Source organism: Sphingomonas folli (assembly GCF_019429525.1).
GTDB lineage: Bacteria > Pseudomonadota > Alphaproteobacteria > Sphingomonadales > Sphingomonadaceae > Sphingomonas > Sphingomonas folii.
On record NZ_JAHXZL010000003.1, the window covers coordinates 62,516 to 75,889 of the forward strand.

A 13,374-nucleotide genomic window follows, 5' to 3' on the forward strand; every position below is an offset into this window, starting at 1 on the left:
GGCATTGGGCTCGCCTCACCCCCTGCCGTCAGAAAATGGCAAGGTCCCGCTTTATCCGCGCGCCGCTACCAGCCCCTCCACCTCGCGAGCCCGCGCCGACGCCCCCTTGCGGCGCGTCAGCAGCCGCCGCAGCGGGTAGAGCACCGCCGGCGCGCGTACCGACAGCGTCAGCACCACCGTCACCGCGGCGAGCGAGGCGCACACGAGTAGCCGCACCCAGCGCTCCCCGCCGATCGCGGTGCCCGCGCGCAGCAGCGCCACCGCGATCAGCGCCGCGCCCAGCCCGCGCAGCCAGCGTCGCTGCGCCGGCCTGGTCGCCCCGGCGTCGCGGTGGAAGCGGTGCGACGCCGCCGCGAGCAGCACGAACGCCAGCGCGCACAGCACGAAACCCTCACACATGCGCCAACTCCCTCACCTTCCCGCGTGTCTTCACCTGCCGCTCGCGCCCCGCGCTCCATGCCGCCGCCGCGAGCAGCGCGGCGATCGCCAGCATCGCGACGTCGAAGCCGACGAACAGCCCGTCGCCCGCGCGCAGCGAGGTCAGGAAGCCGCGATCGGTCGTCGCCGCGTTGACGAAGGGGATCGCGCCGAACAGCAGCGCCCCCAGGGCGAACAGCTCGCTCCAGGCGCGCTTCGCCGGACGCGCCAGCTGGAGCAGAGCGGCGCCGCCCCAGGCGTAGAACATCGTCGCCACCTCGGCGTCGGCGCGGCCGACCGCCGCGGCCGGGATCAGGCGGTTGGCGAGGAAATAGCTCGCCATGCCGATCGGCAGCGCCGCGATCGCGGCGATGTTGAGCCGCTCGACCAGCCGCAGGCCGAGAAAGGGCGCGGCATGGGGCCGACGCCGCGCCGCCGTCCACAGCAGCAGCCCGGTACCGACCATCGCCGCGCCGGTGAGCCCCAGCACGAACAAGGTCCAGCGCAGCGCGGGCGCCGCGAACTGCGCGGTGTGCAGCCCGAGCATCACCCCCGCGGTCGAGAGCGCCGGTCCCGCGCCGAGATCGGCCGCGGTGACGCGCCCGGTCGCGCCCGAGTAGGTCACCGTGCCGCCGCGCGCGTTGAGACCGCTCGCCCCGCCCGAGGTCACCGCCACCGTCGCCGCGGCGTCGCCGGGGAAGCGGATCACCACGCGCTGCGCGCGCTGGCCGAGCCGCCGCTCGGCGTCGCGCACCAGCGGCGCCACCGCGACCAGCGGCGCGGCGCGGCCGCTCGCCTTGTCGTCGTAGACATAGCCATAGGCCTCTTTGGCGAAGTCCGCGGGCTGCCGGTAATTGGCGGCGATCGGCCAGGGCATGTACATCAGCACCAGCGTGATCAGCCCGGTGTAGGTGATCATCGCGTGATAGGGCAGCGCGAGCACCGCCGAGACATTGTGCGCGTCGAGCCAGCTGCGCTGCCCCTTGTTCCAGCGCAGCGTGAAGAAGTCGGCGAAGATGCGCTTGTGCGTCACCACCCCCGAGACGATCGCGCCCAGCATGAACATCGCGCACACGCCGGCGAGCCAGCGCCCCCAGGGGTGCGGTAGCTGGAGCTGAAAGTGGAAGCGGTAGAAATGCTCGCCGCCGCGGGTCTCGCGCGCGTGGATCGGCTCGCCGCCGCGCGGGTCGAGCTCCAGCTCGGGCGGGCGCGGGCGCCTGGCGGGCTTGGCGTCGGCACCCGGGATGGCGAACACGCGCGTCGTCGCGGTGCGGTCGTCCGGGAGATAGATATACCATTGCTCGTCGCCGACGCCGACGCGCGAGAGGTAGCGCACCGCCGACTGCACGGCGTCCGGACCGCTCACCCGATTGGCGGGCTGCTCGGGCTGCATCCACTGCGTGATCTCGGGGCGGAAGTAGCTCGCGGTACCGGTGAGGAACATGGCGAACAGGATCCAGCCCGCGAGCAGGCCGAGCCAGCCGTGGATCCACGCCATCGACTGCCGCAGCGAGCGCGTCACGCGCGGGGGCCGATCAGCCAGACCGCCCCGCCCGCGAGCGCAGCGAGACCCCACACCAGCGCGGCGACGCGCCCCAGCTTCGGCTCGTGGAAGCACCACAGGCCGACCACCGCGTAGACCAAGAAGCTGGTGATCATGCCCCAGGCGGTCGCCTCGGCGCGCGACAGCGGCAGCAGCCGCGCGACCAAGCTCACCAGCGCCGCGGTGGCAGCATAGCCGCCCAGCAGCGCGGTGGTGCAGCGCGCGAGCATGACGAGCGCGGCGGGGCGGATCAGCACCCGGCGTCGCGGCATCTCCCCTCGCTGCATCAGCATTCCACCTTTCCCCTTGCCCCTTCGTCCAATGCCTTATAGCGGTCTTTGCGAGTCACTAGCAATAGCGAAATAAGGGGTCGACATGAACAACAAGCGCGCCATCCGGCTACTCGCGTCGACGCTCGCCGGTGGCATCGCGCTGACCACCGCGCCCGCGCTGGCGCGGCCGCTCGCCGCGCGCCCGGCCGCCGACTCGCCCGCCCCCGCCGACCGACCCGAACCCGACGACGACTCGCCCGACCGCGACGACATCCTCGTCACCGGCGAGCGCGCGCGCCGCGACGGGCGCGTCGGCGCGAAGACCGACACCCCGCTGATCGCGCTGCCGCAGGCCGTCACCGTGATCGACGAGGACGAGCTCACCCGCCGCAACGCGCTGTCGATCAACCAGGCGCTCGGCTATGTCGCGGGCGTCGCGCCCAACCAGCGCGGCAACGTGGCGACGCGCTACGACCAGCTCTTCCTGCGCGGGTTCACCCCCGGCGTCTTCATGGACGGCATGCGCCAGCAGGGCGGCGTCTACTCGAGCCCGCAGACCGACTTCCACCTCGTCGAGTCGGTCGACGTCATCAAGGGACCGGCCTCGGTGCTCTACGGCAGCGGCACCCCGGGCGGGCTGATCAACCTGACCAGCAAGCTGCCCTATGGGGAGGCCGGCGGCCGGATCGAGCTGGCGGGCGGCAACTTCGACCTGCTACGCTCGGCGATCGACCTCAACCAGCCGCTCGACCGCGACGGTCGCTGGCAGTTCCGCGTGATCGCGGGCGGCGAGCGCGGCGACGGCTTCCTCCGCTACACGCGCAACCGCCGCTATTACGCGCGGCCGATGCTGACCTTCGCGCCCGACGAGCGGACCAGCGTGACGCTGATCCTGAGCTACCAGCGCGACCCCGAGGCCTCGTCGTACAGCGGCGTGCCGGCCTATGGCTCGGCGCTGCCCAACCCGTTCGGCACCCTGCCGGTCGATCTCAACGTCTCGGAGCCGGGCTATGAGGCGTTCGATCGCGAGCAGAAGTCGGCGACTCTGCTGTTCCGCCACCGCCTGTCGGACGCGCTGACCTGGACCACCAGCGCGCGCTACTATGACGTCGACCTCCACTATCGCCAGATCTACCTGTCGGCGTTCCGCACCGCCGGCACCGGCGCGGCGCGCGCCACCGATTTCTCGACGATCGTGCGCGGCGGGGGCGGATCGGACGAGCGATTCCGCACGATCACGCTCGACAACCGACTCGCCGCCGAGCTCGCCACCGGCCCGGTGCGCCACGTCCTGCTCGCCGGGCTCGACTATGCGCACAACGAGGGGCGCAACGACCAGGGCTTCCTCACCGGGCAGACCAATGACCCCGCCACCAGCATCAGCGACTTCAACCTGTTCGCGCCGCGTTACGGCGGCACGCTGCCCAGCTTCGCACTGACGCAGACGCGCAGCTTCCGCCGCATCGACCAGACCGGCGCCTATGTGCAGGACCAGATGACGCTCGGCGGGCTCAACCTCATCGCGAGCGGCCGCTGGGACTGGTACGACCAGCTCACGCGCAACCGCACCAGCGGCGCGGTCACGCGCTCGTCGCAGACCGCCTTCACCGCGCGGCTCGGCGCGCTATACGAGACGAGATGGGGCGTGGCGCCCTTCGCCAGCTATGCCGAGAGCTTCGAGCCGCAGACCGGCGCCACCTTCGAGGGCACCGCCTTCGTGCCCGTGACCGGGCGCCAATATGAGGCCGGTCTCAAGTTCCAGCCGCGCGGGACCGAGGCGCTGTTCACACTTTCCGCCTTCGACCTGCGCCGGCAGAACGTGCCCGTCGCCGACCCGACGCGTCCGAACTTCCAGGTCCAGATCGGCGAGGTGAAGGTGCGCGGCATCGAGCTCGACGGTCGCGGCGAGGTCGCGCCGGGTGTGAACGTCGTGGTGGCGGCGAGCTACACCGACCCGCTCGTCACCAGCGGCACCGTCGCGGTCGGCAGCGGCGGCCAGCTCGCCGGCGTCACCGGCACGCGCCCGCTCGGGGTGCCGCGGTGGAGCGCGTCGAGCTTCCTCTCCTGGGACCTCGGCGACTCGCTCGCCGGCGCGCTGGGCGGCGTGTCGGTCGGGGGCGGCGTGCGCTACGTCGGCGAGTCGGACGGCACCGCCAGCTATGTCCGGGACAATGCCACGATCGTGGAGCGCTTCGACTCGCCCGGCTATGTGCTGGCGGACGCTCTGCTCGGCTATGACCTCGGCGCGCTCGATCGCCGCTGGGACGGGCTGAGCCTCAGCGTCAACGCCAGCAACCTGTTCGACACGCGCCATATCGCCAGCTGCTTCTTCAACAACAGCTGCTATTACGGCGCGTCGCGGACGGTGGTGGGGACGCTTCGCTACGTCTGGTGAGGGCGTCGGAGTTATAGCGTCGTTAACCAAAATCGGCGATGATGCGTGCGTCCCACGGAGCGCGACGCATGACCGATCCTGCCGCCGACAGTCCGATGCGCCGCGCCGTGGCGCTGTGCCGCCGCCACGTCGCGGCGGCGTTCGGCTTCAGCGCCCTCGTCAACGTGCTCTATATCGCGCCGACCCTGTACATGCTCCAGGTCTACGACCGGGTGGTGCCGACGCAGGGTCAGCTCACGCTGCTGTTCCTCACGCTGGTGCTGCTGTTCGCGCTGGTGACGCTCTCGCTGCTCGACCGCGTGCGCACCCGGCTGCTGGTGCGCGCCGGCGTGCAGCTCGACGCCGCGCTGGCACCGGCGCTGCTCGACTCGACGCTGGGGCGGCCCGACCTGCCGATGGCGCGCCAGGCTCTGCGCGAGTTCGACACGCTGCGCCAGACGCTGAGCGGCGCGGGTGTGCTGGCACTCTTCGACGCGCCCTGGACGCCGATCTACATCTTCGTCTGCTTCCTGGTGCATCCCGCGATCGGCGCGGTGGCGCTGCTCGGCGGCACGATCCTGCCCGTGCTGGCGTGGCGCAACGAGCGCGCGACCCGCACCGCGCTGGAGCGAGCCCAGGTCTCCGCCGCGAGCAGCTACGCCAGCCAGGAGGCGATGCTCGGCGGCGCCGAGGCGGTGCGCGCGCTCGGCATGCGCCGCGCGATGGTGGCGCGCCAGCTCCGGCTGCGCGAGGCGATGCTGGCGCAGCAGACCGCCGCGGGCTTCACCGGCGGCAATTATCTCACCGCCACCAAGTTCGTGCGACTCGCGCTGCAGAGCCTCGCGCTCGGGCTGGGCGCGCTGCTCGCGATCGACAACCAGATCTCGGCGGGCGCGATCTTCGCCTCCTCCTTCCTGATCGCGCGCGCGCTCGCGCCGATCGAGCAGCTGATCGCGGGCTGGAAGGGGATCGCCCAGGCGTTCGGCAGCTATCGCCGACTCGACAAGCTGCTGCTCGAGACGCAGCACGCCGCCCCCGCGACCCAGCTGCCCGCGCCGCGCGGCGCGATCGCGCTGGAGGGCGTGACCCTGCTCAACGACACGCGCGACGGCACGATCGTGTCCGACGTCACGCTCCAGATCGCGCCCGGCGAGGTGGTGGCGATGATCGGGCCGAGCGGCGCGGGCAAGTCGACGCTGGCGCGGATCATCGCCGGCGCGGTCCGGCCCGATCGCGGCCGCGTGCGGATCGACGGCGCCGACCTCGCCGACTGGGACCCGGAGCGGCTCGCCGCGCATGTCGGCTACCTGCCGCAGGAGCCGACCTTGTTCGCCGGCACGATCAAGGAGAATATCGCGCGCTTCCGCAACGAGCTGGGCGAGGACTCGGCCGCGCTCGACGCCGCCGCGATCGCCGCGACCGAGCGCGCCCGCGCGCGCGAGCTGGTGCAGCGGCTGCCGAGCGGCTTCGACCATCAGCTCAAGCCGGGCGGGCGCGGCCTCTCCGCCGGCCAGTCGCAGCGCGTCGCGCTGGCGCGCGCGATGTACGGCGACCCCGCGCTGCTGGTGCTCGACGAGCCCAACGCGCATCTCGATTCCGAGGGCGACGCCGCGCTGCTCGCCGCGATCGATCACTACAAGCGCGCCGGCCACACCATCCTGGTGGTGAGCCATAAGCTCGGCATCCTGCCCGTTGTCGACAAGCTGATGGTGATGCGCAACGGCCGCGTCGAGCTCTTCGGCCCGCGCGACGAGGTGCTCCAGCGCATCTCCCCGCCCAAGCTGCGCACCGTCCCCGCCGGGGCGGCCGCCCCCACCCCCGCCGCCGACCTCCCCACTCCCGCCGCGAGCGCCTGACATGGCCAGCCTGCCGATCACCGACACCGTCCACCTGCCCGCCGACCCGCACCGCGACATCCGCGCCGGGATCGTCGTCGCGGTGGTGTTCTTCGTGCTGTTCCTCGGCTGGGCCGCCTTCGCGCGGCTCGACGCCGCCGCCTATGCCGAGGGCGTGCTCCAGGTCTCGGGCCAGCGGCAGACCGTGCAGCACCGCGACGGCGGTGTGGTACAGACCATCCTCGTGCGCGAGGGCGAGCGCGTCCAGCGCGGCCAGCTGCTGATCCGGCTCGCCTCGCCCGAGGTGCGCGCCACCGAGCGCGCGCTCGCCTCGCAGGCGATCCGGCTGCTGGCACAGCGCGCGCGGCTCCAGGCCGAGCAGCTCGGCCAGACACAGATCGCGACGCCCGCCGAGTTCGCGGCGATGCCCCAGGAGGACCGGCCCGAGATCGCGCTGGCGATGCGGCTCCAGCAGACCGAGCTGCGCGCGCGCACCGCGACCTTGTCCGCGCAGCGCGACGCGCTCGGCCAGCGCAGCGCGCAGTCGCGCGAGCAGGGTCGCGGCTATGGCGAGCAGGTCGTCTCGGCGCAGGAGCAGTTGAAGCTGCTCGACTCGCAGCTCGACGCGCTGCGGCCCGTCGCCGCCAAGGGCTTCGTCTCGCAGACCCGGCTGCGCGAGCTCGAGCGGATGCGCGCCGAACTGCAGGGCCAGCGCGGCCAATATGCCGCCAGCGTGGCGCAGACGCGCGAGGCCGCGCGCGAGAGCCAGATCGAGCGGCTCGAGGCCGAGCGCACCTTCAGCGAGCGCACCGCGGCCGACCTGCGCGACGTCGAGACCAAGCTGGGCGACGTGCTGCCCAAGCTGAGCGCGGCGCGCGACCAGCTCGCGCGCACCGAGATCCGCTCGCCCGCCACCGGCGCGGTGGTGGGGCTGACGGTGTTCACCCCGGGCGGCGTGATCGCGCCTGGGCAGAAGCTGATGGACGTGGTGCCCGAGCGCACCCCGCTGCGCATCCAGGCGCGCATCTCGCCCGACGACGCCGACGACCTCAATGTCGGCCAGAAGACGCTCGTCAAATTCCCCAGCCTGCACGAGCGCGACCTGCCCGAGCTGACCGGCGAGCTGACCCGCCTGTCGGCGGACAGCTTCACCGACGAGAAGACCGGGCGCAGCTATTTCACCGGCGAGGTGGTGGTGCCGCCCTCGCAGCTGCGGCTGCTGTCGAGCTTCCGCGGCAAGGACTTCCAGCTGCGCGCCGGCATGCCGGCGCAGGTGCTGATCCCGCTGCGCAAGCGCACCGCGCTCGACTATGCGGTGGAGCCGCTGGTGGGCGGCTTCTGGGCGTCGTTCCGCGAGCATTGAGGGTGGGCGGGACAGGCGGCGCGCTCCTGTCACGCACTCGCGTCCATTTCTCTTCCGTCATCCCGCGAAGGGAGGGATCCAGACGCGCTATCCTTTTTCGGGCGCCGGGCCGGTCTTCGCTGGGGCATCGTTCTGCCTCCTCGTCACGCATGACGAGCGGCGCTCGCGGCCCACCGCCGTTCGCGCGTCTGGATTCCCGCTCCCGCGCGGACGACAAGATGATCAGAATGCGTCGCGGCAACAACGTTCCGCGTCCTCAACTCGCCTCGTCGATCACGTGCCTCATTCTGGCGCTCCATCATTAAGCGTTAACCATCGTGCGCTTACAGCCCGGCCGTTCCGAACGATCGGCAAGTGGTGACGGCGGAACATCCATCCAGATCCAGCGACGAGACCGATCATGGCCCAGCCCATGCCCGCCCCCCTTCCGCACGCCGAGCCGCATCGCTCGCATCTGTATTTCCTCCGCGCGCTCGCGTTGCTGCGCCCCGAGAAGATCAAGGCCGGCTCGCTGATCGGCGCCGGCCTGCTCGTCGCGCTGCTCCAGGTCAGCGAGCCGCTGCTGTTCGGCAAGGCGGTCAACGGCCTCACCTCCGGCGCCGGGCCGATGCGCTATGTCGCGATGTGGTGCGGGATCAGCGTCGCGGTGTTCCTCGCCAGCGTCGTCATCTCGCTGCTCGCCGACCGCATGGCGCACCGCCGCCGGCTCGCCGCCATGTCGTCTTACGTCGAGCATTTGCTCGCGCTGCCGCCGTCTTTTCACACCCAGGCGCGCTCGGGCCGGCTGATGCGGATCATGATCTCGGGCTGCGACGCTTTGTTCAACCTGTGGCTGCCGCTGCTGCGCGACCAGATCACCAACCTCGCCATCGTCGCGGTGCTGCTGCCGATCGCGCTCGCCACGAACTGGCGGCTCGCGCTCGTTCTGGTCGCGCTGATGGTGGTCTATTCGGCGGTCAACCTCGTCGTCATGCGCCATACCTCGACCGGCCAGGCGCAGGTGGAGGACCGGTTCACCGACATCTCGGGCAACCTCGGCGACCTGTTCGGCAACGTCACCGTCTTGCAGAGCTTCCTCGCGGTGCCGGGCGAGCTGGGCAACGTGCGCCGCTCGCTCCACGACCTGCTCCACGCGCAATATCCGGTGCTCAACTGGTGGGCGGTCTCGGCGGTGCTGACCCGCGGCGCCTCGTCGATCGCGATCGTCTCGATCTTCGGCTTCGGCGCGGCGCTGGTGTCGCGCGGGCTGGCGACGATCGGCGACGTCGTCTCCTTCGTCGGCTTCGCCACCTTGCTGATCGCGCGGCTGGAGACGATCACCGGCTTCATCGTCGACAAGGCGCAGCGGCTGCCCGCGCTGGTGCAGTTCTTCGACGTGCTCGACCAGCAGAGCCACATCGGCGAGGCCACCGAGGCGCAGCCGCTCGCGGTGAGCGAGGGCCGGGTCACCTTCGAGAACGTCTCGTTCCGCTATCCCACCGGCTCCGGTGCGGTGCGCGACCTCAGCTTCGAGGTCGAGCCCGGCCAGACGGTCGCGATCGTCGGTCCGACCGGCTCGGGCAAGTCGACCGCGCTCGGCCTGTTCCAGCGCGCCTATGATCCGGAGAGCGGGCGCATCCTGGTCGACGGCCAGGACATCCGCGGCGTGACGCTCGCCTCGCTGCGCGCCGCCACCGGCGTGGTGTTCCAGGAGGCCGGGCTGTTCAACCGCTCGATCGCGGAGAATATCGCGATGGGCAACCCGGACGCGACGATGGAGCAGATCGAGGACGCGGCACGGATCGCCGGCGCGTACGACTTCATCATGCGCAAGCCGCAGGGCTTCGCCACGCCTGTCGGCGACCGCGGCGCGGGCCTGTCGGGCGGCGAGCGCCAGCGCATCGCGATCGCGCGCGCGCTGCTCAAGAACGCGCCGATCCTGCTGCTCGACGAGGCGACCAGCGCGCTCGACGTCGCCACCGAGGCGCGGCTGCAGGAGAGCCTGGAGCGGCTGCGCCAGGGCCGCACCACCTTCGTGATCGCGCACCGCCTCTCGACCGTGCGCGCGGCGGACCGGATCGTGGTGCTCGACCAGGGCCGGATCGTCGAGCAGGGCGGCTTCGACGAGCTGCTCGCGCGCGGCGGCGCCTTCGCCCAGCTGGCGGCGGACGGCGGCCTCACCGCGCCGGCGGCGAACGACGACGCGGGCGAGCGCCAGGCGGCGTGACGGGGCGCGGGGGCGAACCTCCTGCCGTCGCCGCTAGCTAAACCGGATCGCGGGAAGCCACGAGGTCCTCCCCGGCACGGGGAGGGGGACCGCCGCGCGGCAGCGCGGTGGTGGAGGGGGGCTCTCCACGCCGCGCAGCGTTCGCGGAGGCCCCCTCCACCACGCCCTGCGGGTGCGCGCGAGCGGGGAGGATCTGCTGGCGCACTCGCCTCTCGGCGGCTCATGCCGCATGATCGCACCGAGGTGAGCAGGTGATGTCAGCCGAACCCGAAGCCCATGCCGCGCTCGAACGTTGGCGCTCGCGGCTCGCCACCGCCGGGCGCGACGTCCCCGGCTTCGACCCGGGCGACGGCGGCGCCGCGGCGCGGCTGCTGCTCCTGCTCGAGACGCCGGGCGCGCACCGCCCCGCCATCGTCTCGCGCGATCAAGCGACGGGTACCGCGCGCAACCTCAAGCGCTTCCTCGCCGAGGCCGGGATCGAGCGGCACGACACCCTGGTGTGGAACGCGGTGCCCTGGAACGTGCACGCGCCCGGCGAGCGCAACCGTCCGCTCCGCCGCGGCGAGATCGCCGAGGGGCTCGCGCTCCTCCCGCCGCTGCTCCGCCTGCTGCCGCGGCTCGAGTTGGTCGTGCTCGCCGGCCGGGTCGCGCGCGAGGCCGCCGCACTGGTCGAGCGCGAGCGGCCCGGGTTGGGGGTGCTGACGATGCCGCACCCCTCGCCCACCTATGTCTGCACCAGCCCGGCGGTGCCGCGCGCGATCGCCGCGACGCTCGCCGAGGCGGCGGCGCGGCTCAGTCGAGCCGACGTGCCAGCTCGACGTTGAGCCCCAGCGCCGCGAGCGTGCCGAGCGCGCCCGAGAGCAGGTACGCCCCCGCCGCGACCAGCCCAAAGGCCTGGGTCAGCGCCAGCGCGGCGAGCGGCGCGAAGCCCGCGCCGAACAGCCACGCGAGATCCGAGGTCAGCGCCGCGCCGGTGTAGCGGGCGCGCTTGGGGAAGTTGCTGGTCACCGCGCCCGACGACTGGCCGAACGACAGGCCGAGCAGCAGGAAGCCCATCACCATGAACAGCAGCTCGCCCGCGCGTCCGCCGCTGAGCAACTGCGGCGCGAAGCCGCTGTACGCGGCGATCCCCGCGGCGGTGTAGCCGAGCACGCTGCGCCGCCCGATCCGGTCGGCGAGCAGGCCCGAGAGCACGATCGCGCCGAGCCCGACCGCCCCGCCGATCGTCTCGATCAGCAGGAAGCTGGCGATGTCCTCGCGCGTGAACAGGTTGACCCAGGAGAGCGGGAACACCGTCACCATGTGGAACAAGGCGAAGCTGGCGAGCGGGGCGAAGGCGCCGATAACGATGTTGCGCCACTGCGCCTTCACCGTCGCCCCGACCGGCGAAGGCGTGAGCTCGCGGCTCTTGAACGACTCGGTATACTCGGGCGTGACGACGATGCGCAGCCGCGCGAACAGCGCCACCACGTTGAGCGCGAAGGCGACGAAGAACGGGTAGCGCCAGCCCCAGGAGATGAAGTCAGCGGCGGGCAGCGTCGAGACGAAGAAGGCGAACAAGGCGCTCGCCACCACCAGGCCGAGCGGCGCGCCGAGCTGGGGCACCATCGCCCACCAGCCGCGCTGCTTCTCGGGCGCGTTGAGCGCGAGCAGCGAGGCCAGCCCGTCCCAGGCGCCGCCGAGCGCGATGCCCTGGCCGATCCGGAACAGCGCCAGCAGGATCGCCGACCAGCCGCCGATCTCGGCATAGCCGGGCAGGAAGGCGACCAGCACGGTCGACGTGCCGAGCAGGAACAGCGCGATCGTCAGCTTGGTGCCGCGGCCGTGGCGGCGATCCACCCACATGAAGATCTGCGTGCCGATCGGGCGCGCGATGAACGCCAGCGGGAACAAAGCGAAAGACCAGAGCGTCCCGGTGATCCGCTCCATGTAGGGGAACACCACCGTCGGGAACACCAGCACCGAGGCGATCGCGTAGACGAAGAAGTCGAAGAACTCCGACGTCCGGCCGATGATCACGCCGATGGCGATCTCGCCGGGACGGACCTGATGGTCGTCCCGGGTGTTGAGATTGCGGGCGTCGCGCTCGAGCGGCGCGGAATGTGCGGTGGCCATATATGTTCCCGATCGGACGTATCTCGCGGCTCTCTAGCCCATGTGCCACAACGCCGGGATGGGACAAAATGTCCTATTCCGCTGCGCCGCAGCAAAGCCTAGCTGCGCGCCCATGATCCCGCTGCCTCCTTCACCCCTCCCCCGTCGTGCGGCGTCGCTCGCGCCGCGCCTGCTCGCGCTCGGCACGCTGGCCGCGCTCGGCGGCTGCGACACCGTGGTGATGAACCCCGCCGGCGACGTCGCCGTGCAGCAGTCGAGCCTGATCGTCTGGTCGGTCGTGCTGATGCTGCTGATCATCGTGCCGGTGATGGCGCTGACGGTGCTGTTCGCCTGGCGCTATCGCGAGACCAACACCGAGGCGACCTACGAGCCCGACTGGGACCATTCGACCGGGCTGGAGCTGGTGATCTGGTCGGCGCCGCTGCTCATCATCATCGCGCTCGGCGCGCTGACCTGGGTCGCGACGCACACGCTCGACCCCTATCGCCCGCTCGCGCGCACCGCGCCGGGCAGGCCCGTCACCGCGACCGACCGCCCGCTCGAGGTGCAGGTCGTCTCGCTCGACTGGAAGTGGCTGTTCATCTACCCCGAGCAGGGCATCGCGACGGTCAACGAGCTGGTCGTGCCGGTCAATCGGCCGGTCAAGTTCACGATGACCTCGTCGAGCGTGATGAACGCCCTGTGGGTGCCGGCGATGGCGGGCATGGTCTACACGATGCCGGGCATGGAGACGGTGCTGCACGGCGTGCTCAACCGCACCGGCACGTTCGCGGGCCGCTCGGGCAATTACTCGGGCGCCGGCTTCTCGCACATGACCTTCTGGACCCACTCCGTGTCGCCCGCCCGCTTCGAGCGCTGGGCCGAGGGCGTGAAGCGGAACCGCTGGCGGCTCGACACGGCCAGCTATCTGAAGCTGGAGCAGCCCAGCGAGAAGGTGCCGCCGCTCGGCTTCGGCAGCGTCGATCCCACGCTCTTCCGCCGCGTCGTGGCCATCTGCGTCAAGCCCGGCACCGACTGCATGCAGGGCATGTCCCACGCCGGCCCCGCGGTGAACGACCGCGCGCCGCGCGCCGGCGAGGCGAAGGGGGCGCTGACGCGTGACCCGTCCGAGAAGGGCGAGTCGCCGCACCTCAGCGCGCCGCACGGCCAGGCGCCGGGCCAGAACGACCCCGGTTCGGGCAGCAACCGCAACATGACCCAGCTCCAATTGCCGGCGCCACTCCGCGCCGATGCCTCGAAGGAGGCGTGA

The 13,374-nt window shown here is 71.7% G+C and carries 10 protein-coding genes; 6 read left to right on the forward strand and 4 right to left on the reverse strand.

The features are described from left to right. Positions 1–51 precede the first annotated feature (51 nt). Genes KZ813_RS05285 through KZ813_RS05295 form a run of 3 tightly spaced genes read right to left on the reverse strand, consistent with a single transcriptional unit; the run spans position 52 to position 2,232 of the window. Positions 52–399: a DUF3325 family protein gene (locus tag KZ813_RS05285; protein ID WP_219753930.1), complete on the reverse strand. Its 348-nt coding sequence runs from the start codon at positions 397–399 to the stop codon at positions 52–54. Continuing rightward, on the reverse strand, positions 392–1,939 hold the full coding sequence (locus KZ813_RS05290) for a PepSY-associated TM helix domain-containing protein (protein ID WP_219753931.1): 1,548 nt from the start codon (positions 1,937–1,939) through the stop codon (positions 392–394). The genes KZ813_RS05285 and KZ813_RS05290 overlap by 8 nt, the downstream gene beginning before the upstream one ends. Beyond that, complete coding sequence (locus KZ813_RS05295) at positions 1,936–2,232, reverse strand: hypothetical protein (RefSeq protein ID WP_219753932.1); 297 nt, start codon at positions 2,230–2,232, stop codon at positions 1,936–1,938. The genes KZ813_RS05290 and KZ813_RS05295 overlap by 4 nt, the downstream gene beginning before the upstream one ends. 103 nt (positions 2,233–2,335) lie before the next feature. Here KZ813_RS05295 and KZ813_RS05300 point away from each other — a divergent pair, with 103 nt between their 5' ends. The 5 genes from KZ813_RS05300 to KZ813_RS05320 all read left to right on the forward strand — a co-directional run bounded on the left by KZ813_RS05300 (position 2,336) and on the right by KZ813_RS05320 (position 10,834). Then, positions 2,336–4,627 (forward strand): TonB-dependent siderophore receptor, encoded by a 2,292-nt coding sequence (locus KZ813_RS05300; RefSeq protein ID WP_219753933.1) that lies wholly within the window; start codon positions 2,336–2,338, stop codon positions 4,625–4,627. Positions 4,628–4,695: 68 nt separating this feature from the next. Further along, positions 4,696–6,462: a type I secretion system permease/ATPase gene (locus KZ813_RS05305; protein WP_258046445.1), complete on the forward strand. Its 1,767-nt coding sequence runs from the start codon at positions 4,696–4,698 to the stop codon at positions 6,460–6,462. A 1-nt stretch (position 6,463) separates the two neighbouring features. Beyond that, positions 6,464–7,804: an HlyD family type I secretion periplasmic adaptor subunit gene (locus KZ813_RS05310; protein ID WP_219753934.1), complete on the forward strand. Its 1,341-nt coding sequence runs from the start codon at positions 6,464–6,466 to the stop codon at positions 7,802–7,804. 412 nt (positions 7,805–8,216) lie between these two features. Then, entirely contained in the window at positions 8,217–10,010 is a 1,794-nt protein-coding gene (locus tag KZ813_RS05315) for a glucan ABC transporter ATP-binding protein/ permease (RefSeq protein ID WP_219753935.1), read from the forward strand. Between the two features lie 254 nt (positions 10,011–10,264). Further along, positions 10,265–10,834, forward strand: a complete 570-nt coding sequence (locus tag KZ813_RS05320) for a uracil-DNA glycosylase family protein (protein WP_219753936.1) — start codon at positions 10,265–10,267, stop codon at positions 10,832–10,834. On the opposite strand, the gene KZ813_RS05325 is transcribed toward KZ813_RS05320, so the two are convergent. After that, positions 10,803–12,125 (reverse strand): MFS transporter, encoded by a 1,323-nt coding sequence (locus KZ813_RS05325; protein WP_219753937.1) that lies wholly within the window; start codon positions 12,123–12,125, stop codon positions 10,803–10,805. The genes KZ813_RS05320 and KZ813_RS05325 overlap by 32 nt on opposite strands. A 112-nt stretch (positions 12,126–12,237) precedes the next feature. Between KZ813_RS05325 and cyoA the strand changes: the two genes are divergently transcribed. After that, positions 12,238–13,374 (forward strand): ubiquinol oxidase subunit II, encoded by a 1,137-nt coding sequence (gene cyoA / locus KZ813_RS05330; protein ID WP_219753938.1) that lies wholly within the window; start codon positions 12,238–12,240, stop codon positions 13,372–13,374.

Coding starts and splice junctions, on each gene's coding strand:
- cyoA (WP_219753938.1), top strand. CDS start 12,238: ATGATCCCGCTGCCTCCTTCACCCCTCCCCCGTCGTGCGGCGTCGCTC.
- KZ813_RS05320 (WP_219753936.1), top strand. CDS start 10,265: ATGTCAGCCGAACCCGAAGCCCATGCCGCGCTCGAACGTTGGCGCTCG.
- KZ813_RS05325 (WP_219753937.1), bottom strand. CDS start 12,125: ATGGCCACCGCACATTCCGCGCCGCTCGAGCGCGACGCCCGCAATCTC.
- KZ813_RS05310 (WP_219753934.1), top strand. CDS start 6,464: ATGGCCAGCCTGCCGATCACCGACACCGTCCACCTGCCCGCCGACCCG.
- KZ813_RS05295 (WP_219753932.1), bottom strand. CDS start 2,232: ATGCCGCGACGCCGGGTGCTGATCCGCCCCGCCGCGCTCGTCATGCTC.
- KZ813_RS05285 (WP_219753930.1), bottom strand. CDS start 399: ATGTGTGAGGGTTTCGTGCTGTGCGCGCTGGCGTTCGTGCTGCTCGCG.
- KZ813_RS05305 (WP_258046445.1), top strand. CDS start 4,696: ATGACCGATCCTGCCGCCGACAGTCCGATGCGCCGCGCCGTGGCGCTG.
- KZ813_RS05300 (WP_219753933.1), top strand. CDS start 2,336: ATGAACAACAAGCGCGCCATCCGGCTACTCGCGTCGACGCTCGCCGGT.
- KZ813_RS05315 (WP_219753935.1), top strand. CDS start 8,217: ATGCCCGCCCCCCTTCCGCACGCCGAGCCGCATCGCTCGCATCTGTAT.